Source organism: Dysgonomonas sp. Marseille-P4361 (genome assembly GCF_900343125.1).
In the GTDB taxonomy this organism is placed as follows: Bacteria; Bacteroidota; Bacteroidia; order Bacteroidales; family Dysgonomonadaceae; genus Dysgonomonas.
The window spans coordinates 81,680-105,228 of the sequence record NZ_OPYL01000005.1 but is presented as its reverse complement, the minus strand read 5'-3'; the positions used below and the strand labels follow the sequence as shown (position 1 = coordinate 105,228).

The following is a 23,549-nucleotide window of genomic DNA, read 5'->3' as shown; positions in this document are numbered from 1 at the left end:
CTATTCTTTTTATGAGTACTTAACGATAACCGTTTTAATAATTTTACCTACACCTTCAGCAGCATCTGTTGCACGTTCTAGTTCATGCAAAATTTCTTTCAGCTTAATTACTTCTATAGCGTCCGTTTCGTTTTCAAACAAATCTATAAGGAAATGTTCATAAACATCGTCTGCTTTATTTTCAATCAAGTCTAATTGAACACAGTATTCTTTAATTTTATCAGGTCTATTTTTAATCATTTCAAGCTCATCAACAGCCTTAATCAGATAACTTGCAGACTCTCTTACCAGGACAGCTAACCTTGCTGCAGCTTCTGGCATTGTCTTAGGACTATACAGCATAATTCTCTTAGAACAGCTATTAATCAAGTCCATAACTGTATCTAATCTTTCAGACAAGCTATTAATATCTTCTCTGTCGAATGGAGTTATAAATGTCTCATTAAGCTCTTCAAAGATCTCAGCCTGAAGATCGTCTGCTATACGCTCTTGTTCTTTGATAAGTTTATAATACTTTACAGCCGAATCGTGATCTGCCGACTGTACACACTCCACAATAAGATCTGATGCTGTTACAATAGCTTCGGCCATTTGGCGAAGCAATAGGAAGAATTTGTTTTCTTTAGGTTTAAACCTATCGAATAAGCTATTTTTCATAAAATTTTAAATATATCTTATATTTTAAAGTAGAAATTTATTCTAAATTATTCTAAAATACTTGAAATTTAGACGCAAAGATATAGAAAAAAAGCACCCTTAAAAGACTTTTAACATAAAAAAAGCCAGACAAAAGAACAACCTCCTATATACCAAAATTATAAGCAGTTATTTTTCTATAAAAAAAGCAGTTTCCCGAAATATTCAGGGCGATGGAAATCAGGCTTTTCAGTACCTATAGGATTCCATGACAAATAATGACATTCTGAAAGATTATCACCACATTTATAAAAGTTCCCTTTGGCCTCAATTCCATGAAAAGATTTCAGATTAGAACTCCAGTAAGCAGACAATGGAACAACCAATAACAAGTCCCATTCAAACTGCCCCTTCTTTTTGCCAAAAGGTTCTGTACCCAAACTAGGGTATCGTTTTATAGAATCCATGACATCCTTACCTGCATGCTCGGCATTAGCTTTGCTCGCACGATAACCCAAGAGAGCTTTCCCTATGCACGAAAACTCAGCATTATAGTAGAAAGCATCATCAAACGAAATAAAGAATTCAACACACGAGTCTGTCCATACAGGACCATTATCCTCCCTAGTTTCTGCCAAAATTTCGTTTTCCTCCACAAAGTAATGCAGAAACAGAGATTCGTTATTATGGGCAATCTTAAACGAGACCTTAGGTTTCGACGGATAGCTGTCAGGCCAGTTCACGCAAGCAATTTCATTTTCGCTCACTCCGCTCAACTTATCTACTATTGTATTTCTATCACTAATAGCTTCTATATCCACAAAGGGGATCTCCAATGTTTTCATTCGTATTAGTTTTATTTACTATTTAAGGCTTTTATTTATTTCATCAATATAACCCAACACTTCTTCTCCCCCTAGACGATGTTCTGACGATGTATAAAATATTGGAGGCAACTCTTCCCATGTCTCGTGCAGCTTATTTACATACGTATCTACATTCTCTTTCAAACGTCCCTTGCTTAACTTATCTATTTTGGTAAATATAATAGCAAAAGGAATTTCTGACTCTCCTAGCCAGTTCAGAAACTCAAGATCTATCTGCTGCGGTTCGTGTCGAGAATCGAGTAAAACAAAAAGACAAGTCAGCGCTGTCCTCTCCAAAATATAAGATTCTATGATTTTTCTAATTTGCTCACGCCCTTCTTTACCTCGCTGAGCATAACCATAACCAGGCAAGTCGACCAAGTACCAATTATCATTAATCACAAAATGATTTATCAATTGGGTTTTCCCCGGCTTAGAAGAGGTCATAGCTAGACCTTTTCTGTTTGTCAACATATTAATCAGAGAGGATTTCCCCACATTGGATCGACCAATAAAAGCATATTCCGGCTTACCATCAGACGGACATTTTCGATAGTCTACATTACTTATTACAAATTCTGCACTCTTTATAATCATATCTTCTTTTTCTATCTATAAGTTTACTTCAAGAACCTTCTTGTTTTTCAATGCTAAAAACAAAAATAATCTAATTTTATGAATATCTTTGCCTTTAGATTAAACTGAATTCTTATTATTTCTAGTTTAACAGACCGAACAAAAACTTTATTTATGAAAAAATTCATCATTATAAGCCTCTCTGTCATAATTGTAGGACTCGGCATCTTTGGCTATATATGGTTTTATGTACCTTACAGCAATTCGGGCGTGAAAGCCGGTATACTGAACGACGTAAAACACAAGGGTATTATATTTAAAACTTACGAAGGTCACTTAATTTTATCGGGATTCAGACCAGGGCAACAAGGCCTACAATCGAATGAGTTTGAATTCTCGGTAGAAGATAAAGATCTTGCCATACAGCTCATGTCATTAAGCGGAGAAAACGTAAAACTTCACTACAAAGAGTATTTCGGAGCAATACCTTGGAGAGGATACACAAAATACATTGTGGACAGTATTGTTGCTATTGAGCCTGCATCTTACCAAAATCAACAACAAGAAGTCCCTCCTCAAGAGATATTTTTGCAATAATGATACGGGACGTCACATTGAACGACGCAAAGCGAATTGCTGAAATATACAATTATTATATTGAACAGACTATCATCACCTTTGAATACGACCGAGTAAGCGAAGATGATATAAAAAACCGCATTTTAAATATTAAATCGAAAGGATACCCATTCATCGTATACGAAGAAAATGATGAAATAACAGGATATGCCTATCTTAATAGCTGGAGAGAACGCGTAGCCTACAATATCACATTGGAGACTAGTATTTACCTGGATCACAACTTCACAGGAAAAGGTGTTGGAAAAACGCTGTATAAGGAGTTAATAAACAGATCGCGACTAATAAATATTCATTCTTTAATAGGCGTAATATCACTACCAAACTACGCCAGTCAGAAACTGCATGAACATTTAGGCTTTAAACTCGTTGGAAATTTTAAAGAGTCGGGAATAAAATTCAACAAACTGATTGATGTTGAATTCTGGCAACTCATCTTATAGTCAATCCTACAATCGCTTTCTCAAGTTATTGATAGGATAAAGAACTGCTAATACCCCAATCAAGCTTACTGATACAAATATCAATAGAATATCCATTACTTGAACCGATACAGGATAAGCACTAATAAAAAAGGCTTCGGGCGAAGATCCTAATTTTAAGATTCCAAAATATTGCTGAGCAAGACACAACAATAGTCCTACAACAAGCCCGACTATAATCCCTACAAAGTTGATTAGCAAGCCCTCGAACAAGAATATATTTACGACTAGCTTATTGCTCGCTCCCATCGTTTTCAATATGCGTACATCCTCATCTTTTTCGATAATCAGAATTGTAAGCGAACCGACAAGATTAAATACAGCAATAACCATTATCAGACCTAGAATAAGAAAAGTCACCCACTTTTCCATATTCACCATGCGATGTAGGTCTTCTTGTTGCTCAAATCTATCTTTCACCATAAAATCGGATCCTAAAACCGATTTTATCTTATCTTGTAAAGTCGAGACATCAGCACCTCCTTTTACTTTAATATCTAAGGAAGATACTGTTTGTTCATCATACCTCAGCAGCTCTCGAGCCAGATCGATAGAAACAATAAATACCTGATCATCGTATTTTGCCTGATTCAGAATAAATATTCCACTGACAAAAGCAAAACTTCGGTCAAATGCGGCGGCAGGATTAGCTGGATTTACCCTGACATTCCGCTTAGGGACATAGATTTCGACCGGATCCACAAAATTAGCTCTTGCTCCAAGCTGCATGGCCAACCCTCCCCCTATCACTCCATTGTCAATATCACCTTCTCTGAGTACAAAACTACCATCTACGATCAATGAATCAATTTGCGCCAGATGCTCGAATTGAGGAGAAACTCCTTTCAGCAGGATAGGCTCTTGACGATCACCATTTCTCAACAAGGCATTCTCTTCCAACGATTCTGAGACAAACTCAATTTCCTCAAATTCTTTTATTTTCAGAATATTCTCTGCCTGAGAATTAAAAACTTTACCCTGAGCTGGTGTAATCTGCAATTCGGGATCGAATGTGCTAAACGTAATAGTAACTACATCTGTAAATCCATTGAAAACCGACAATACACACACAAGCGCCATCGTAGCCAAAGCAATACCAAAGACTGATATAGCCGATATGATGTTGATAGCATTATGCGATTTTTTAGCAAAAAGATAACGCCTTGCAATATGTAACGGAAGATTCAAGTTACTCGTTATTCTTACTATTGTTTGTATTCAATAATCTATCAATATTTTCAAGATAATCTAACGAGTCGTCTAAGTAGAAAGCCAATTCGGGAATAATACGCAATTGCTTTCCCACTTTCTGACCTAAATCGAAACGAACCGCTTTTGAGTTCGCTTTGATATTTTCTAATAATTCCTTCCCTTTCTCTGATGGGAAAATACTGAGATAAATTTTAGCCAAACCTAAATCGGGAGTAACTCTCACTGTGCTGACTGACACCAATACACCACGCATTTGCTGCGTTTGCTTGCGAAAAATCTCTCCTAATTCTTTCTGTATAAGCTTATTTATCTTCTGTTGTCTGGTTGTATCCATTTCTAAAATTGTTTTTAAAGTACAAAAGTAACCATTATTAAACCAAAGTCCTTTATTTACTTCTTAAAATCTATATCCTATTAGCCCTGCGCTTCTATAATAAGACAATAAAATGCAGCTCTCTATTTTTTCCAGATAAGAGTCAAGCCATCGCGAATAGGCAAAATCACCTTCTCCACCCTATCATCCTTAGCTACCATATCATTAAAAGCCTGTATTCCTATTGTCTGCTTATCGGATTGCTTAGGCGTATCCAACACATGCCCGTCCCAAAGAGTATTATCTGCGATAATTAGTCCTCCCGAACGAACTTTATCAAAAATAGCATTATAATATTCTATATAGTGACGCTTATTTGCATCGATAAAAACAAGGTCGAACGTACAGTTCAATGTTGTAATTATCTCCAATGCATCGCCAATATGAAGATGAATTTTATCTTTAAGCTTCGTTTGATGAAGATACTTCATTATAAAGTCTTCCATCTCATCATTCACCTCTAGCGTATGAATTTCGGCATCGTCGGCTGCACCTTCAGCTAAACATAAAGTAGCATAAGCCGTAAAAGTACCCAGCTCCAAGATATATTTAGGCTGAGTCATCCGACAAAACATCTTCAACATTCGCCCTTGCAAATGACCAGAAAGCATGCGGGGCTTTAGAAGATTCACATGCGCATCTCTATCCAATCGCTTCAACAAATCTCCTTCCTCATCTATATGAGACAATATATATTTCTCTATTGCTTCGTCTTTGTCTAATCCCATTTAAATTTAATTTTCGTCCTCAAAGATAGAGTTTTTTATAAAAAAAAGAGATAAGAGCGAAAGCTCCTATCTCTTTTAAGAATATATTGCTTTGTATTTATTAGTCTACTGGCACTTCGAAACCATCAACTGCATCTACAACGCGACCAACTCCGTTGATTTCAAGGAAAGATGTTCCTTTACCTTCACCGAACGAACCGCTTAAGTAAGCAACTTGATCTTCTTTTTTCACAAGACCACTCTCTAATAGAGTATTTAATGCTTTTACGAAATATTCTTTATGCTTGTGAGTTGTATATCCTGTTGACTCTTGATAAGAAGCTTTTACACCGTAGCAAACAGACAACTGACGCATTACATTTTCGTCACAGCAGATTGCATATACCGGACTCTTACTGCGGAACGCAGCAATTGTACGAGCTGTACGACCTGTGAAGCTATCTGTTACGATTGCTGTAAGACCCAATTGAGTTACACCTTTCACAGCTTGTTTCGCTAAGAAAGAAGTAATATCATATTCAGAATCTTTGAATGGTACAGGAATTGCTTTTTCTGCCAGTTTAGATTTTTCTGTAGTTTCACAGATTTGAGCCATTGCACGTACTGCTTCAACTGGATATTTACCATAAGCAGTTTCACCACTCAACATCACAGCATCAGTTCCGTAATATACTGCGTTAGCAATATCTGTTACCTCAGCACGTGTAGGACGTGGATTTTCAATCATTGTATGCAACATTTGAGTAGCTACAATAACTGGTTTTTTATACTCGATAGCTTTACGGATAAGTAAACGTTGGATAGCAGGAATATTTTCTTGAGGGACTTCGATTCCTAAGTCTCCACGAGCTACCATTACTCCATAAGCAGTTTCGAAGATTTCGTCGATATTGTCAACACCTTCTTGATTTTCGATTTTAGCGATAATCTTGATAGGGCTATTGTATTCGTCAAGGATTTTTTGCACATCCAAAACGTCTTGTTTATGTCTTACAAAAGAGTGAGCAATGAAGTCAGCACCGTTTTCGATTGCAATTTCAATACTTCTTCTATCCTTAGCTGTGATAGATGGAAGATTTACACTTACTCCCGGAATGTTAACACTCTTACGGCTTCCTATTGTTCCATCATTTTGAACTTCACACAACAGGTGATCAGCTGTTTTGTCAATTACTTTAAGAGCTGTTTCTCCATCGTCGATCAACAATGTGCTACCTACAGGTACATCTTGAACAATGCTAGGATAAGATACTGACATTTGCTCTGGAGTAGAAAGGAAATTCAAGTCTCCAACAACTTTAATTTTATCTCCTGTTTTTACTACGATCTTCTCACCAGTAGCAGTAGCAGTTGTACGGATTTCAGGACCTTTAGTATCCATCATGATACCAATGCTTTTTGATACCGCACGTACGTTTGTCATCACTTTCACAAAACCTTCTTCTGTCATGTGAGCAGAGTTCATTCTTACAACGTTGATTCCCTCATTATACAATGATTGAAGAAAATCAACATCACAACGCATGTCTGAAATTGTAGCTACAATTTTCGTTTTCTTTTGAGTCATAAATGGAATTTGTTTAATATATAGTTTTCGTAATTATTTAGAATTACAGTTTTTATTCATTTTGTAAAATAGTTAATCGCCAGATCGTACGATCGCAAGCCTAATCCAATAATTGAACCTTTGCAAGCTGCTGCAATGACAGACTTATGGCGAAACTCTTCTCGCGAATGTATATTGGAAATATGTACTTCCAACACTGGTGTTTTTACAGCCTTTATAGCATCGTGAATGGCTATTGATGTATGCGTATATGCACCTGCATTCAAAACGATACCATCATAAGAAAAGCCGACCTCGTGTATTTTGTCAATGATAGCACCTTCATGATTTGATTGAAAATAAGATAATTCACATCCGGGAAAACTTTCTTGAAGATGGGCGAAATACATTTCAAATGACTCATTCCCATAAACATCCGGCTCCCTTTTTCCAAGCAAATTTAAATTCGGACCGTTTATTATCTGTATTTTCATATCTATCAGCTATTTAATGCTAAAAATGGGCTGCTTTCCCAATTAGCCACAAAAGTACTATTTTTTATTTGTATTCATATGTTTTCAAACATATTTATTTCACAAAAAAGAAGCTTTTTTATTAAGCTTTAATAAAATAGCTCATTTTTAATTGTCCAAAACTAAGAAACAGGATATAACCATACACTTTGCATAAAAAAGCAGAGAGCCTGAATATATAATTTTCCAAGCTCTCCATTTATAATTATATCATTTTTGAGACATTAATCGTCTTCTCCTACTAACTTTTCTTTACCACTTTGAACGCCATACTCTACGCGTTCTTTTATATACTCTAGTTGGTTTTTTCCAGCATCTACAGCATTGCGAAAATCTCTTTTTCTACGACTAGCAAATGCATTCAAGTCATCACAAGCTCCATCGAACTTACCTTCTTTGTATAGTTTTACCAACAAACAAGTCACTGCTACTCCGGCAGCACCTATGGCCGCTCCAATCAAAACTTTTCTCATATTGTTCTCTTTTTATAAGTTTGTATTCTACTCTTTCTTTTTAAATAAAGATATAATCCACAACAGAGCCACAGCACCTACTGTAGACATTACCAATGTTCCAATCAGCCCGTTTACACTCAATCCGAGTAAAGAAAAGATCCATCCACCGAGTAATCCTCCTATTACTCCGACAATAAGGTTTAGAATCAGGCCAAACCCGCTACCTTTCATTATCTTTCCTGCTATAAAACCGGCCAGAATCCCGATTATTATCGATCCTATAAATCCCATAATTTAGTTACTAGTTATTAGTTTATGTCAATAAAACAAATCTACCTAAAATATTTATACTTAAAAGTATCTCTTTTATCTATAACAGTAAATATGTTAAAATGGTTTTAGTAAAACACTAAAACTTTCAGTCTTATTAATTCTCGTTCTTTTTCAGAATTTCGCTTTTGTTTACTAACTTGCATAAGCAATCAAGATTGCTTTCGATCAACAAAAAAATCTATGCCTATGCTACCCGACAATTACAGATTATTAACAGAAGTATTATCAAAAAAAATACCTACAAAACGAATAATCACCAATCCGTTGCAACTTTTGGCTTACGGTACTGATGCCAGTTTTTACCGTTTGATTCCCAAAATAGTGATTCAGGTACACAACGAAGATGAGGCTGTAGAAGTTATTTATCAAACGGGGAAATTAGGCATTCCCGTAACTTATCGAGCAGCAGGAACAAGCCTGTCGGGACAAGCTATTACCGACTCCGTATTAATGGTTGCCACACACGAATGGCGCAAGTACACTATATTAGACGATGGACTTAAAATACGGCTTCAACCCGGAATAGTGGGAGCAAGGGCAAATATTTACCTTAAACCATTTGGCAGAAAAATAGGTCCAGACCCTGCATCTATCAATGCCGCAATGATCGGAGGCATCGCCGCCAATAATGCCAGTGGAATGTGCTGCGGCACAGATCAGAACTCATATAAAACCATTGCCGACATACGGATAGTATTGTATGACGGAACGATATTAGACACTGCCGATGAAGAATCGAAGCTCCAATTCAAAAATCTGCACCCCGAAATTATTGCCGAAATAGAAAATATGAGGGATGAAATAAAAGCAAACCCCTCCCTATCGGAACGCATAAAACAAAAATACAAGATAAAAAACACAACAGGCTACAGCATCAATGCCCTGGTTGACTTTGAAGACCCGATTGAAATCATCAAACATCTGATGATAGGTTCGGAGGGAACTTTGGCATTCACATCCAACATTACTTACCATACTGTTATTGATGAGAGATATAAAGCATGCACATTGATGATTTTCGAAACCATCGAAAAAGCGTGCGATGCTGTTCCTCTACTAAAAACATCACCTGTAGCTGCTGTAGAACTTCTGGACAGAGAGGCGATCCGCTCTATAGAAGATGATCCCGAAGCTCCAGACTATTTCCGAACGCTACCCGAAACGGCATGTCTGCTGTTGGTAGAAATTCAAGCGAATGAGATGGAAGACATGGCTAAGAAAGAAGCTTTGGTGCGAAAGGCTGTAGAATCGTTTCCAACCATACTTCCTTATAAATTCACATCCGACCCGAAAGAATATAATTTTAATTGGAAAGCACGCAAAGGGCTGCTGTCGTCGATAGGCGGACTGAGAAGAACCGGGACAACCTGCCTCATTGAAGATGTTGCATTCCCCATTCATCAGCTAGGGAAGGCCTGCGTTGCCTTGAAAGAGTTATTCAAACGATCAAACTATACCGATGCTGTTCTGTATGGACATGCTTTGGACGGGAACTTCCATATTGTTTTTTCACAAGACTTTAACGACCCAAAAGAGGTTCAAAAGTATGCCGACATGATGGACGAACTGGCAGACATTGTCGTTAATCAGTTTGACGGCTCATTAAAGGCAGAACATGGTACGGGGCGGAACATGGCTCCTTTTGTAGAAAAAGAATGGGGCGAAGCTGCATACAAAATAATGCAACGTATCAAAAACATTTTCGATCCTCATCATCTTATCAATCCAGGGGTGATTATCAACAAAAATCCGAAAATACATTTAGAAAACCTAAAACCTCTACCTGCTGCACACGAACTTATAGACAAGTGTATGGAATGTGGTTTTTGCGAACCTAACTGTGTAGCCGAAGGATTAACCCTATCTCCTCGTCAACGAATAGTGATAGCCAGAGAAATCGCCCGACTTGAAGCCAACAGAGAGGATACTTCCAGATTGAGAACTATGATGCATGAAGCAAATTATTATTCAAACGAGACCTGTGCTACTGACGGATTGTGCGGCTTGGCTTGCCCCGTAAAGATAGATATCGGCAAGTTTATCAAAGATCTCCGTCACAATCAATCATCTGACACTTCTAAAAAAGTTGCTGCATACATCGGCAACCGCATGACGGGCACAACAGCGATACTCAGAAGAGGACTAAACTTTGTGCATTTCTTTCATTCCATACTTGGTAGCACAATTATGGGAGGTATAGCTTCAGCCCTGCGAACAATCTCTTTTAAAGCTATTCCGAAATGGAATAAAGATATGCCTAAAGGTGCACACAAAATAAAAGAGACTATCGTTAACGATGGACAACCGGACAAAGTCGTCTATTTCCCATCTTGCATCAATCGTTCGATGGGTAAATCGAAAGGTTATGAAAAAGGAGATGTAGAGTTGACTCAAAAGACAAAAGAGTTGCTTCAACGTGCCGGTTTTACTATCATCTACCCCGAAGGCATTAACGAGTTATGTTGCGGCATGGCATTCAGCAGCAAAGGCTTCAAAGAAGAAGGTACGCGTAAAGCAAAAGAATTAGAAGACGCCCTACTAGATGCATCAGAAAACGGGAAATACCCCGTATTATTTGATATGAGTCCTTGTTTCTACACATTCTATGAAGCGCACTCCAATAAAGACTTAAGAATATACGACCCTGTCGAATTTATGTTAAACTTCGTCATGCCTAAGTTAACAGTAAAGAACCCAAGAGATATAGTTACCGTATTCCCTGTTTGCTCTTTGAAGAAAATCGGCATGGAGAATAAACTATTGGAATTAGCTAAAATGTGTGCAAAAGAAGTTTCCTTTGTAGAGACGAACTGTTGTGGTTTTGCGGGAGACAGAGGATTCACCTACCCCGAACTAAACAAACACGGACAAAGACATCTGGCTGAACAGATTCCGGCTAACTGCAAGGATGGTTATTCGACTAGTCGTACGTGCGAAATAGGGATGAGCAAATACAGCGACATCAATTTCAAATCGATATTCTACCTGATAGATGAAGTGACGAAATAATACTTAATAATAAAAAACATGCTTGAATTACATTTTGAACTGACTAAAGAAGATTATCTTAACTTTCAATTATATGCAGCATCACATAATCCGAGAATAAAAAAGCAAAGACTTAGAGGAAGAATCTTTGCATCTCTTTTATTTCTGATCTTCGGTATTACAACTCTTGTCATCGATAGCTTTTTAAAATACATATATTTTAGTGCCACCATATTCGTTTTTTTTCTTTACCCACTATACACTAAATGGTTTTATAAAAGGCATTTCAGAAAATATGTCGAACAAACATTTGACCCTGATAATGATTCAATAACATTATTGTTCTCTGATTCTGCTTTAGAAGCGAAAGATAAGAAGGCTACCAGTTCTATGAAACTTCAAGATTTACTTTCTTTTACCGAAACGAGCGATTATTTCTACCTACAAGTAAATAAAGCGGTATACTTTATCTTACCTAAAGAAAGGGTTCCGGCAGAGGAAGTCAGGATATATTTACAAGACCGATCGAAAGCATTAAACATTCCTTACAAAGAGGAGCTAGACTGGAAGTGGAAATAAAGAGCACATAATCTCACCCCTAGTCTTATAAAATTCATTAATAACTATTCATTTTTTATAGTTATTTTATATATTTGCTCGCAAGATGAGAAATGTACAAAGAGTCATATTAATTATTATTGCAGCGACTGTATTCCTTACCGGAATGGGAGTAACTGTAATAAACTTTTGCTGTTCCTCATGCGGAGAGCAAACCCTCATTATGACTCAAAAGCATACTTGCTGTTCGCAAGAAAGAGGACAGACAGATGCCGACATACATAAATCTTGCTGCGCTGAAAAGGTTAGCATAGAAAAGAAGACTTCTGCAAATACGTTTTTCGACGATGCTGAACATTGTTCATCGTCTCGCCTTTCGATAGATATTGATGCCTCATCTTTCAGACCGCAGGTAGCAAGCCCTTTCGTCTGGTTGTCGGCAACACTGCCGAATACACTTGGCACTACAGTAAGCCTGACGCTAGGTGATACGAAAGAATATACTCAACTTAAGACACCTACGAAGATCCCCCCTAGAGAGTATCTATCTCTGATCAGGGTTCTTATCATTTGATTCCTTAACTTCTTACATTTTATTACATATATGTCCTCATTTGACATGTAATAAATCTTCCGTGCGTATAAGTTAATTACTTTTGTAAATAAACGATTTAGAATCAAATGAAAACATTTAAAATACTATTCATACTTCTATTCATCCCCCTACTCACTTTCAGTAAAGACATTCTGAAAGGGTATGTATCCGACAGCCAAGATCAGCCATTAATAGGAGCATCTGTAAAATGGGAGAACTCTAATTCAGGAGTTATCACTAACGATGAAGGATATTTTGAAATATCAGGCGTAGCTGGGAAAGACCACATGCTGACTGTATCATACGTTGGCTTTAAGGACAAGATTGTCCATATCCACTCTTTCGATGAAATCCAAAAAATCACCCTTTCAGAGAATACGGAACTCAATGAAGTCATCATAGAGAAAAGCGTTCCGGGAACTATTAAGGCGCGCAGAGAAGTCCTCCAAACTGAGAAAATCACCACAAGAGAACTCCAGCGCGCAGCATGTTGCAACCTGTCGGAAAGTTTCGAAACCAACCCTTCGGTAGATGTTTCTTTCAGCGATGCGGTAACGGGAGCAAAACAAATACAGCTATTAGGATTAGCCGGCACCTATGTGCAGACTCTGACAGAAAACTATCCAAACTTCCGAGGGGTAGCATCTATATACGGACTCGATTATATTCCCGGTCCATGGATGGAAAGTATTCAGATCTCAAAAGGCGCAGCTTCTGTAAAAAATGGCTATGAGTCTATCACCGGACAAATGAACGTAGAGTACAAAAAACCAAACAATTCAGATCCTTTAAGCCTCAATGTGTTCGCCAGCGATGCAGGACGCTACGAAGGAAATGCTGATGCAGCCTTCATTTTAAGCGAAAAATTAAACACTGGTGTATTTTTACATTACTCGAATGAGTCTGCTACGCACGATGACAACGACGATAGTTTCCTAGACTCTCCGAAGAAGCATCAATTTAATGTAATGAACAGATGGCATTACACCTCTGGGAGATATGCTGCTCAGTTCGGACTTAAGTTTTTGCAAGATTATCGTACCAGTGGGCAAACGATGCACACACTGAATGATGCTTCAATCAATAAAGACAAGCCTTTCGAAGTCTCTCTGAAAGCAAACAGAGGAGAGTTTTATACAAAGAACGCTTATCTGATTGACGAGAACAGAAATGGGAATATAGCATTGATATTCACAGGGTCTTATCACGACCAAAAATCGCAGTATGCAACGAATAAATACAATGTATATGGAAACAATCTGTATGCTTCACTAATGTACGAAACAGACTTAACCCCTATGCACCGTATTAGCGCAGGGCTAAGCATGAATTGGGATAAATACAATCAATCCATGCTGCTTCCCTATACCATAGCAGACCAACCAGACGAAGAGACAACCTCGGGAGGATACATGCAGTACACATTCAACAAAGATAATAAGTTTGTTGCGTTAGCAGGGCTTCGCACCGACTATAGCACCCTGCACAAGAAAGCTTTTGTGACCCCTCGCCTGCATCTGAAATATATGCCTACCGAATGGGTTAACTTAAGAGCTTCAGCGGGGAAAGGCTATCGTACAGTATTTGTTATGCCTGAGAATAGCTTCTTCTTAGCCAGCAATAGACGATTCGAAATTGAGAATAACTTAAAACAGGAGTCTGCTTGGAATTATGGGACAAGCGTCTCTTTTCATATCCCAATTAAAGGAGAAGAATTAACAATTTCGGGAGAATGGTATAGGACAGATTTCGACAATCAGGTCGTAACCGATGTTGATAGCGACCCTCATGCTGTAAGGTTCTATAATCTGAAAGGGAAATCTTACGCGAATAGCTTTCAAATAGAAGCATCATATCCCCTATTCAGAGGTTTTAATATCTTGGCTGCATATCGTTGGACAGATGCAAAAACCGAATATGGAGGCAAGCTAATGAAAAAACCGCTAATCAGTGACTACAAAGCTTTGGCTACCGCTTCGTATGAGACCAAATTAAGAAAATGGGTATTCGACCTTACTGCTCAATTTAACGGAGGAGGAAGAATGCCAACACCAGACGCAACGAATCCATTATGGAATACGACATTCGATCCTTATACTATATTGAATGCTCAGATCACAAAAAACTTCCGTACATGGAGTGTATATGCAGGTGCTGAGAATATTACAAATTTCAATCAGAAGAATCCTATCATTTCACCAGAGAATCCTTTTGGAAACACCTTTGATGCAACAATGGTATGGGGACCGACAATGGGACGAAAATTCTATATAGGCTTGCGTTATGCAATAGGCAGATAGAAACACTTATTGATAAAAACAGAAAAGGAGAAGATGTTAAAGCGTCTTCTCCTTTTCTGCTTTATGTCTGTCTACAATTATTACTTTCTTTTCTTACTTAAATTCAACAGTTCAACCTTACGGAACTCCACAGGATGGCTTTCCGATTGTAACGAAATACGTCCGCTCTTCAACGGCCCTTGAGGCAGGTTCGGTTCAGGGCTAACATTTCCACCTCCGATAGTCAGGTTTGTATATGTTAATATTGTATCTCCCTCTACAACATGATGCACAATACTATCGCTGTAAACGATCATCTCTAACGTCACCCATTGGTCGCCATGATATGTTTTAGAACTGGAATCGTAGCAGTGACCTTCATACAATTCTCCATTTATATGGACTAATGTACCGGGAGTACAAAGGTTTCCCGTATGTCTTTCGGTTGTACCATCACCACCCAACATCTGAGCTTCTATCGAAACTGGAAAATCTTGATCTAAAGCCATTGTTGCAGGATCGGGACAATGCAGCATTGCGCCACTATTGCGCCAAGCCCAACCTTCACCCCCGGGAGCTTGTTCTCCTACGAAGCGGTATTCTACACGTAATTTATAGTCTGAATATTCTTCGTTTGTATAGATATGTCCGTAACGTTGATTGAAATTATCTCCATATGCATCATATTTAACCTTCATCACGCTATCTTCTACATAGAATGTATTTCCGAAGTTTTCTCCAACCGGATATCCTCTTATTTTAACCGTCCATCCTGTCAGATCTTTTCCATTAAAAAGCTGAATCCACTCTTCTGTTTCCTCTTGCTGCACAGCTTGTTTACAGCCTACAAGGCATACTGCAACAATAAATAATAGCCACAAGTTTTTCATAAATTGATTTTATTTAATTAATTTTTTCTTTTCTAAGCCGCTAAGATAAACATTTTATCACAATTGATAGTCTAACATCATTTTACATCTATAGAAAATGTTTAATACCATAAAACGATTATCTTTATCGAATGAAAATTTTTGAGAACAATAAAGTTTTATTTCGATATTCGCTCATCATAGCAGCTATCATCATAGCCTGCGGATCTCTTATTGTATCTCACTATCTCATCAAAGACCTCTCGAAAGAAGAACGAAATAAGATTGAGATCTGGGCTGAAGCTATGCAAGAGATGGTTAGCCAAAATGAGAACAGTAATATTAACTTAGTGGCACAAATACTTTCAAGCAATACAACAATTCCCGTTATTCTCTATGATAAGAAAAATGATCATTATATATCGCATAATATAGAATTACCCGAAGCACAAGAGCAGGAATTTCTAAAACAAAAAGTTCAGGAGTTTGCAAGAAAGCATAAACCTATACTCATCGAGGTTGAGGAATTTGACCAGTATGTATATTATGACGATTCATACACTTTAAAAAGATTACAAATATACCCCTATGTACAAGCGGGTGTTTTGATCATTTTTATGATTACTGCTTTTTTAGCATTATTCTCTACAATGAAAATGGAACAAGACCGATTGTGGGTAGGGTTATCTAAAGAAACAGCACATCAATTAGGCACTCCTATATCATCCTTGTTAGCTTGGATAGAATATTTGAAGATGAAAGATGCAGACTCCACTATTCTTAACGCTATGGAGAAAGACGTTAATCGTTTACAAATGATAACTGATCGATTCTCCAAAATAGGTTCAACCCCGGCATTAGAGTCCAAAGAGATATCTACGACAATAGAGCAAACTATATCGTACCTTGAAAAAAGAATTTCAAAAAAAGTAGTTTTCACACTTAACACACCAACAGAACCACTCTTTGCTACAATAAGCCCCCCTTTGTTAAGTTGGGTAATAGAAAATCTCACAAAAAATGCAGTTGATGCAATGGGAGGCCAAGGTAATATCACTTATACAATTAGTGATAAGGGCAAAATTGTATCTATAGACATAACCGACTCAGGCAAAGGCATTCCAAAATCTAAGCACAGCACAATATTCAATCCGGGATATACTACAAAATCAAGAGGATGGGGATTGGGATTATCTTTAGCCAAACGAATCATCGAGTCTTATCATAAGGGAAAAATCTATGTAAAATCCTCCGAAATTGGAGTGGGCACTACATTTTGTATTGAGCTTAAAAAATCAAATTAACACCTTTTTGGAAATACTTTAACTTTTTTGATCAGATAATTTACCTATTTTTGCATCAATTCGTTTAAAATTTAACATTTTTACTAAAATCTGATGAGTAAATTTTCTAAAGCTTTTTGGGTCGCCAACAGTGTCGAACTACTTGAGCGACTGGCGTACTATGCTGTCTTCATTGTCATTACCCTTTATTTATCAAACGTCTGGGGCTTTTCTGATATCGAAGCTGGTATCATTTCTGGTATTTTCTCGGCATCATTATACTTACTTCCAACATTCACTGGAGCCTTTGCCGATAAAATAGGTTTTAGATCTTCGATAATACTTGCTTTTGCTTTACTTACTTTAGGATATGGAGGGTTGGGCCTACTACCAACACTACTACAAAGTGCAGGACTAGTCAGCTATGGGATGACAACTACTTTCTCCGGTCTAGAGGATAGCGCATTAAGATGGAGTATAGCTCCGGTTCTTGTCCTATTAGTTATTGGAGGTGCTTTTATCAAAGCTGTCATATCGGGAACTGTTGCCAGAGAAACGACTTCAGAAAATCGCGCTCGTGGATATTCAATTTTCTACATGATGGTAAACATCGGAGCTTTTACCGGAAAAACAGTTGTTGATCCTCTTCGCAGAAGTATGGGAGATGAAGGGCTTGTATATCTCAATTTCTTCTCTGCAGCCATGACATTTCTCGCCTTGATTGCCGTCTTCTTATTCTACAAATCTGTAAAGACTGAAGGAAAAGGAAAAAGCTTTTCCGAAATAGGAAGTGCTTTATTGAAAGTATGTATGAATGGGCGTCTTATCACTCTTATATTGATCATTAGCGGGTTTTGGATGATACAAAGCCAAATGTATGCAACTATGCCTAAATACGTTATCCGCCTGATTGGAGAAGATGCCTCTCCCGGATGGTATGCCAACGTAAACCCATTTGTCGTTGCTCTTTGTGTAAACTTCATTACCACTTTCATGAAAAGATACACCTCCCTTAGCTCTATGACGATAGGGATGTTGATTATTCCTTTCTCTGCACTAGTGATGTCTTTCGGAAATCTAATAGGAGGTGAGTCTATTTTAGGAATGCATCCTGTTGCATTTATGATGATAATAGGTATTGCAATGCAAGCTATTGCTGAATGCTTCATATCTCCTCGCTTTCTTGAATATTTCTCACTCCAATCGCCGAAAGGAGAAGAAGGTCTTTATTTAGGTTTTAGCCATTTGCACTCATTTTTTTCTTATCTTTTTGCTTTCGGACTTTCAGGTTTCTTACTTGAAAAATACTGTCCAGACCCTAAAAACTTTGCCTCTGCAACAGAGTATGCAGCAGCTACAGAACATGCACACTATATTTGGTATGTATTCGTTGGAATTGGATTAATCTCAGCAATCGCTCTTGTTATCTATGGTAGAGTGGTAAAGAAACTAGATGAAAAGAAAGAACTTCAAAACCTAGAAGGTACTACTGTATAAAACAATCAAAATATTTTTTAAATCCCTGAATAGACCGCTATTCAGGGATTTTTATTTAATATGCATTCTATGTTGTCATTTTCTTATAATATGAGCGACTAACATAGTAAAAGATGATTATATGAATAAAGCTGAATTAGAGAAATCATTTATAGAGATGGTACAACAGAATGAACGTATCATTTACAAAGTATGCTCTTTTTATGTATCTGATGAATATCCGCTGGTCGACTTATATCAGGAAGTCGTATATAATCTTTGGAGCTCTTATCCTAAATTCAGAAACGAAAGTAGCCAATCTACTTGGATATATCGCATAGCTCTTAACACCTGCATTTCGGGACTTCGCAAATTCTTAAGAAAGCCCCCAAAAGTATCTGTTTCTATATTTGAAGATGCGATCGCCGCTCCTGAAGATAAAACCGGACAAATACAAGAGATGTACAACTTCATAAACCAGCTTAGCAAAATAGAGAAAGCTATCGTCTTACTATGGCTCGAAGAAAAATCATATAAAGAAATAGCTGAAATCACAGGTATAACAGTCAGTAATGTGGCTACAAAGCTGAAACGAGCGAAAGAAAAACTAAAAAAAATGTCAAACAGTTAAAAATTGGAATAGTATGGAATTCGAAGAATTAAAAAATACATGGTCGGCACTAGACGAACGACTAAAGAGGCAAGAAGCTTTAAAAGAAAACATTATCAAGGAAATGCTAAAATCGAAGTCGGGTAAAGCTTTAAATCGATTGATCAATTATACCTATTTCGGTATTATCATATGCTTAATTGTAATCATTCCTTTAGCTTATAGAATGACCTCTACCTACTTTGGTGTATTTAAGACATCTATATTTATTATGGGTATAGGTATGCTATTGCTTAGCACCATAATAGGAATATACAATATTACTCTGCTCAATAAAATTGATTTCACAAAGAGGATTACTTCGAATATCAAGTTAATAGAAAGCTATAATATTAGAATAAAAAAACAGTTGGCTGGAATATATGCTTTAGCTTTTATTTTTATTGCATTAGCTATAATCGCAGGTCTTATATCCCCTAATATGGAAATCTGGAGATGGATTGCTATCATTGCCTGTATACCTGTTGCCATCACCCTTTCCATATGGGAATACAAACGGATTTATAAGTTAAATATAGACTCAATATCAAGTAGTCTGAAAGAAATAAAGGAATTAGATCAAGAGGATGAATAGTATTGAATAGAAGCCGTTGAACTTTAACTTTCTTCAACGGCTTTTCTTTTGCCGGATAAAATAAAATTAGCATTATCTTTGTACTCTCGAAACTAAAAAAACATCAATGAGTAGAAAGAAAAAACAACTTCCAATAATTGAAGGAGTAGAAATTACAGATATAGCAGCAGAAGGAAAAGCAATAGCTAAAATAGACGACATGGTAGTATTTATACCCTATGTTGTACCAGGAGACGTAATGGATTTGCAGTTAACACGTAAAAAGAATAAATACGCAGAAGGAAAGCCAATACGTTTCATATCCTATTCTCCGAACCGAACTGACGCATTTTGTGAGCATTTCGGAATCTGCGGAGGATGCAAATGGCAAATACTACCCTACATCGAACAATTAAAGTATAAACAAAAGCAAGTTGTTGATAACTTAACTCGAATAGGAAAAATAGAACTTCCTGAGATTGATCCTATATTAGGATCTGAGAAGACTGAGTTTTATAGAAACAAGCTAGAATTCACTTTTTCGAATAAAAAATGGCTTACGCTAGAACAGATTAATTCAGGCGAAAGCTTTGACAATATGAACGCTTTAGGCTTCCACATACCAGGAATGTTTGACAAAGTGCTTGACATTAATAAATGTTGGCTGCAAGATGATATTTCGAATCAGATCCGCAACTTCATCCGCCAATATTGCAATGACAATGACTATACGTTCTTCAACTTGAGGAACCAAGGAGGATTGATGCGTAATATTATTATACGGACATCCTCTACAGGCGAACTTATGCTCATTGTTGTCTTTTATGAGAATGACAGAAAGAAGAGAGAAGCCTTACTAGATGCTATTGCCGAAAAATTTCCTCAGATCACATCTTTGCTATATATCATAAACGAAAAAGCAAATGACACAATTACCGATCAAGTAGTTCTGAACTGGAAAGGTAAAGACTATATCTATGAAGAAATGGAGGGTTTAAAATTCAAAATTGGTCCTAAATCTTTCTACCAAACAAATAGTGAGCAAGCATATAATCTATATAAAATAACCAGAGATTTCGCTCAACTTACAGGAAAAGAATTAGTCTATGACCTATATACCGGCACTGGAACAATTGCGAACTTCGTCGCACGTCAGGCCGAAAAAGTTATAGGTATCGAATATGTAGAAGATGCCATAGAGGATGCTAAATTCAACTCTCAAAACAATGGTGTAGAGAACACTTTATTTTATGCCGGAGATATGAAAGATATCCTCACACTGGATTTCATCAATGAGCATGGTCGCCCTGACGTTATCATCACCGATCCTCCCAGAGCCGGTATGCATGATGATGTTATTAAATCAATCCTTTTTGCAGAACCTATCCGCATCGTTTATGTTAGCTGCAATCCGGCAACTCAAGCTCGCGATTTATCCCTACTTGACGAAAAGTACAAAGTAGCAAAAGTTCAGCCAGTAGACATGTTCCCTCATACCCATCATGTAGAAAATGTTGTTCTGCTAGAAAAAAGATAAGTAAAAAGGAGAACCGGATGATCATTTATCTTACAAACCCCTTATGTATTATAACAAATACTTATATTTGCAGTATATCTATTAACAATTTATCTATATAAACTACAAAAAATGAAAATCGCTATTGTTGGTGCAAGTGGTGCTGTAGGACAAGAGTTCCTTAAAGTACTAGATGAACGGAATTTTCCTATCGAGGAGTTAGTTTTATTTGGTTCTGCCAGAAGTGCAGGAAACACGTATGAGTTTCGAGGAAAACAATATACAGTAAAGGAACTAAAGCACAACGACGATTTTAAAGGTATAGATATCGCTTTTACATCAGCAGGAGGAAGTACATCTGTCGAATTTGCAGAAACAATAACCAAGCATGGTACTATCATGATAGACAATTCCAGTGCTTTCCGCATGGATAAAGATGTTCCACTAGTAGTTCCGGAAGTTAATGGAGAGGATGCAAAAGATCGTCCAAAAGGAATTATAGCAAATCCTAATTGTTCCACCATACAGATGGTAGTAGCGATGAATGTTATAAACAAAATTTCTCCGATCAAGCGTGCTCAAGTAGCAACCTACCAAGCTGCATCCGGGGCAGGCGCTGCCGGAATGGAGGAACTAATAAAACAATATCAGCAAATCGCATACAACTCAGACGTTACTGTCGAAAAATTTGCATACCAACTGGCATACAATCTAATTCCTCAGATAGATGTATTTACAGACAACGGATATACAAAAGAAGAACTAAAAATGTATTACGAGACACAAAAGATAATGCACTCTGACATTCAGGTCAGCGCAACATGTATACGCGTCCCTGTTCTTCGCTCGCACTCCGAAGCTATTTGGGTTGAAACAGAACGTCCGATATCTGCAAAAGAAGCAAAGGAAGCTTTCGCTAAAGCAGAAGGGATTGTATTACAAGATAACCCTGCCGAAAAAGAATATCCAATGCCTTTATTTGTAGCAGGTCAAAATCCGGTTTATGTAGGTCGCGTTCGTGAAGATATTGCCAATCCGAATGGGTTGACATTCTGGGTAGTTGCTGATCAGATAAAGAAAGGAGCAGCATTGAACGCCGTACAAATAGCAGAGTATTTAATTAAAGAAAATGCTATTTAATTTCACAACTTGTTTGTAAAATCAAAACAAACAGCTATATTTGCATCGCAATTAAGCAAAATCAGCTTTGAGCGATCTCAGGAAGTGTGGGTGAGTGGCTGAAACCACCAGTTTGCTAAACTGACGTACGGGTAACTGTACCGGGGGTTCGAATCCCCCCGCTTCCGCAGATTAAATTTTCAGCAAAAGAAGAGCGACTAAGTAATTTAGTCGCTTTTTTTATTCCTACCTTATAATTTTATTTATAAGTGAAAATTCTGATTAAATCTATGATTCCGATTATCTTTTAACACCAAATTTTTCATCAGAATCTTTATCTCCTCTAGGTTCTACATGCACCACAATATCATATACATTCTCCACTGTTAGCTTTATACTCTCTACAACAGCTTCTGCAATATCATGAGCCTCATTTAAAGTTATAGCACCATCTACCTCAATATCTAAAGATATCACATAAAGATTTCCCACCTGACGCGACCTCATACGATGCGGGTTATATGCTCCGGGGACTCTTTCAACAGCCTCAAATATCTTATCATACACAGATACATCTTTTACTCCATCCATCAGTTCAATATTGGAGTCCATGAAAATACCAATTGCTGATTTTATTATAAATCCACTTATAACCAACCCCGTTATTGCATCAAGTATTGGCAACTGAAAAACAAAAGTAAAAATCAGTCCGAGCAGAACACCAACCGAGATAATAACATCATTCCTCATGTTCAGCGCATTCGCTTTCAGCATCGAACTTTGAATTTTATCACCTTGACGATATTGATAAAAAGCGAGCAGTCCTTTACCTATAATTGAAAAGACTGTAACATATACAGCTATAATTCCAGGAAGTGGCTTCGATTCTGAAGTAAATATTTGCTGAACGGAGAAAAATAACATTTGAAGTCCGGCGTAAAAAATCACCATTGACAAAACTTTTGTCGCTATTCCTTCCGCTTTCTCGTAACCGAAAACATATTTCTCACTAGGAGGGCGTCTGATTATTCGCGCAGTAAATATCATCACAATCGAGATAACCACATCTGTCAATGAATCAATTCCATCACTTATAACAGCTAAGCTCCCTGACAATCCCCCTACAACTATCTTAGCTAAAGACAAAATAGAATTTCCGATTGTACTCACCCAAGAAGTCTTTGTTAGTACATGGTTTCTTAATGTAGTTTTATCCACAATATGCGCTTTTTATTCACCACTACAAATATAAAAAAGAAAGACC

At 37.3% G+C, this 23,549-nt stretch carries 24 protein-coding genes and 1 tRNA gene; 13 read left to right on the top strand and 12 right to left on the bottom strand.

The features are described 5' to 3' along the window. Positions 1–9: 9 nt before the first annotated feature. From DHU68_RS10675 to yihA, 3 genes are all read right to left on the bottom strand, one after another. Positions 10–657, bottom strand: coding sequence for a DUF47 domain-containing protein (locus DHU68_RS10675; RefSeq protein WP_108822982.1), 648 nt, complete (start codon positions 655–657; stop codon positions 10–12). A 176-nt stretch (positions 658–833) separates the two neighbouring features. Beyond that, positions 834–1,481 (bottom strand): carbohydrate-binding family 9-like protein, encoded by a 648-nt coding sequence (locus DHU68_RS10670; RefSeq protein ID WP_108822981.1) that lies wholly within the window; start codon positions 1,479–1,481, stop codon positions 834–836. An 18-nt stretch (positions 1,482–1,499) separates the two neighbouring features. Continuing rightward, entirely contained in the window at positions 1,500–2,099 is a 600-nt protein-coding gene (gene yihA / locus DHU68_RS10665; protein WP_108822980.1) for a ribosome biogenesis GTP-binding protein YihA/YsxC, read from the bottom strand. 153 nt (positions 2,100–2,252) lie between these two features. Between yihA and DHU68_RS10660 the strand changes: the two genes are divergently transcribed. Together DHU68_RS10660 and DHU68_RS10655 are read left to right on the top strand one after the other, a co-directional pair. Next, positions 2,253–2,675 carry a hypothetical protein gene (locus tag DHU68_RS10660; RefSeq protein WP_108822979.1) on the top strand — a complete coding sequence of 141 codons (423 nt, stop codon included), beginning with the start codon at positions 2,253–2,255 and terminating at the stop codon, positions 2,673–2,675. After that, the gene (locus DHU68_RS10655) at positions 2,675–3,160 is read left to right on the top strand and encodes a GNAT family N-acetyltransferase (RefSeq protein WP_108822978.1); all 486 of its coding nucleotides are present in this window, start codon (positions 2,675–2,677) and stop codon (positions 3,158–3,160) included. Before DHU68_RS10660 ends, DHU68_RS10655 begins: the two co-directional genes overlap by 1 nt. 6 nt (positions 3,161–3,166) lie before the next feature. Here the strand turns inward: DHU68_RS10655 and DHU68_RS10650 are convergent, their stop codons facing one another. The 7 genes from DHU68_RS10650 to DHU68_RS10620 all read right to left on the bottom strand — a co-directional run bounded on the left by DHU68_RS10650 (position 3,167) and on the right by DHU68_RS10620 (position 8,337). Next, positions 3,167–4,387, bottom strand: coding sequence for an FtsX-like permease family protein (locus DHU68_RS10650; protein ID WP_108822977.1), 1,221 nt, complete (start codon positions 4,385–4,387; stop codon positions 3,167–3,169). Between the two features lies 1 nt (position 4,388). Further along, a complete protein-coding gene (rbfA, locus tag DHU68_RS10645; protein ID WP_108822976.1) occupies positions 4,389–4,745 on the bottom strand; it encodes a 30S ribosome-binding factor RbfA in 357 nt (118 codons plus the stop codon). A 122-nt stretch (positions 4,746–4,867) separates the two neighbouring features. Next, positions 4,868–5,512 carry an O-methyltransferase gene (locus DHU68_RS10640; protein ID WP_108822975.1) on the bottom strand — a complete coding sequence of 215 codons (645 nt, stop codon included), beginning with the start codon at positions 5,510–5,512 and terminating at the stop codon, positions 4,868–4,870. Between the two features lie 100 nt (positions 5,513–5,612). Then, a complete protein-coding gene (gene pyk / locus DHU68_RS10635) occupies positions 5,613–7,079 on the bottom strand; it encodes a pyruvate kinase (protein ID WP_108822974.1) in 1,467 nt (488 codons plus the stop codon). Between the two features lie 56 nt (positions 7,080–7,135). Beyond that, on the bottom strand, positions 7,136–7,552 hold the full coding sequence (gene aroQ, locus DHU68_RS10630; protein ID WP_108822973.1) for a type II 3-dehydroquinate dehydratase: 417 nt from the start codon (positions 7,550–7,552) through the stop codon (positions 7,136–7,138). A 263-nt stretch (positions 7,553–7,815) separates the two neighbouring features. Next, positions 7,816–8,064: a hypothetical protein gene (locus DHU68_RS10625; protein ID WP_108822972.1), complete on the bottom strand. Its 249-nt coding sequence runs from the start codon at positions 8,062–8,064 to the stop codon at positions 7,816–7,818. 27 nt (positions 8,065–8,091) lie between these two features. Continuing rightward, a complete protein-coding gene (locus DHU68_RS10620) occupies positions 8,092–8,337 on the bottom strand; it encodes a GlsB/YeaQ/YmgE family stress response membrane protein (protein WP_108822971.1) in 246 nt (81 codons plus the stop codon). Between the two features lie 228 nt (positions 8,338–8,565). Between DHU68_RS10620 and DHU68_RS10615 the strand changes: the two genes are divergently transcribed. From DHU68_RS10615 to DHU68_RS10600, 4 genes are all read left to right on the top strand, one after another. After that, on the top strand, positions 8,566–11,388 hold the full coding sequence (locus tag DHU68_RS10615) for an FAD-binding and (Fe-S)-binding domain-containing protein (RefSeq protein ID WP_108823085.1): 2,823 nt from the start codon (positions 8,566–8,568) through the stop codon (positions 11,386–11,388). A gap of 18 nt (positions 11,389–11,406) precedes the next feature. After that, positions 11,407–11,946, top strand: a complete 540-nt coding sequence (locus tag DHU68_RS10610) for a YcxB family protein (RefSeq protein WP_108822970.1) — start codon at positions 11,407–11,409, stop codon at positions 11,944–11,946. Between the two features lie 85 nt (positions 11,947–12,031). Beyond that, on the top strand, positions 12,032–12,499 hold the full coding sequence (locus tag DHU68_RS10605; RefSeq protein ID WP_108822969.1) for a hypothetical protein: 468 nt from the start codon (positions 12,032–12,034) through the stop codon (positions 12,497–12,499). A gap of 107 nt (positions 12,500–12,606) precedes the next feature. Further along, a complete protein-coding gene (locus DHU68_RS10600) occupies positions 12,607–14,820 on the top strand; it encodes a TonB-dependent receptor (RefSeq protein ID WP_108822968.1) in 2,214 nt (737 codons plus the stop codon). An 80-nt stretch (positions 14,821–14,900) separates the two neighbouring features. Here the strand turns inward: DHU68_RS10600 and DHU68_RS10595 are convergent, their stop codons facing one another. Beyond that, positions 14,901–15,689 (bottom strand): DUF1080 domain-containing protein, encoded by a 789-nt coding sequence (locus DHU68_RS10595; protein WP_108822967.1) that lies wholly within the window; start codon positions 15,687–15,689, stop codon positions 14,901–14,903. 131 nt (positions 15,690–15,820) lie between these two features. On the opposite strand from DHU68_RS10595, the gene DHU68_RS10590 reads away from it, so the two are divergent. From DHU68_RS10590 to DHU68_RS10560, 7 genes are all read left to right on the top strand, one after another. Then, positions 15,821–16,972 (top strand): HAMP domain-containing sensor histidine kinase, encoded by a 1,152-nt coding sequence (locus DHU68_RS10590; RefSeq protein ID WP_108822966.1) that lies wholly within the window; start codon positions 15,821–15,823, stop codon positions 16,970–16,972. A gap of 93 nt (positions 16,973–17,065) precedes the next feature. Then, positions 17,066–18,448 carry an MFS transporter gene (locus DHU68_RS10585; RefSeq protein ID WP_108822965.1) on the top strand — a complete coding sequence of 461 codons (1,383 nt, stop codon included), beginning with the start codon at positions 17,066–17,068 and terminating at the stop codon, positions 18,446–18,448. A 121-nt stretch (positions 18,449–18,569) separates the two neighbouring features. Then, positions 18,570–19,058: an RNA polymerase sigma factor gene (locus DHU68_RS10580; RefSeq protein ID WP_108822964.1), complete on the top strand. Its 489-nt coding sequence runs from the start codon at positions 18,570–18,572 to the stop codon at positions 19,056–19,058. A gap of 13 nt (positions 19,059–19,071) precedes the next feature. After that, the gene (locus DHU68_RS10575; RefSeq protein WP_108822963.1) at positions 19,072–19,671 is read left to right on the top strand and encodes a hypothetical protein; all 600 of its coding nucleotides are present in this window, start codon (positions 19,072–19,074) and stop codon (positions 19,669–19,671) included. A gap of 106 nt (positions 19,672–19,777) precedes the next feature. Next, the gene (gene rlmD / locus DHU68_RS10570) at positions 19,778–21,187 is read left to right on the top strand and encodes a 23S rRNA (uracil(1939)-C(5))-methyltransferase RlmD (RefSeq protein ID WP_108822962.1); all 1,410 of its coding nucleotides are present in this window, start codon (positions 19,778–19,780) and stop codon (positions 21,185–21,187) included. A 111-nt stretch (positions 21,188–21,298) separates the two neighbouring features. Further along, positions 21,299–22,306 (top strand): aspartate-semialdehyde dehydrogenase, encoded by a 1,008-nt coding sequence (locus tag DHU68_RS10565; protein WP_108822961.1) that lies wholly within the window; start codon positions 21,299–21,301, stop codon positions 22,304–22,306. Positions 22,307–22,386: 80 nt separating this feature from the next. Beyond that, positions 22,387–22,473 (top strand) — tRNA-Ser (locus DHU68_RS10560). Between the two features lie 112 nt (positions 22,474–22,585). Here the strand turns inward: DHU68_RS10560 and DHU68_RS10555 are convergent. Then, on the bottom strand, positions 22,586–23,503 hold the full coding sequence (locus DHU68_RS10555) for a cation diffusion facilitator family transporter (RefSeq protein WP_108822960.1): 918 nt from the start codon (positions 23,501–23,503) through the stop codon (positions 22,586–22,588). Positions 23,504–23,549: the final 46 nt, after the last annotated feature.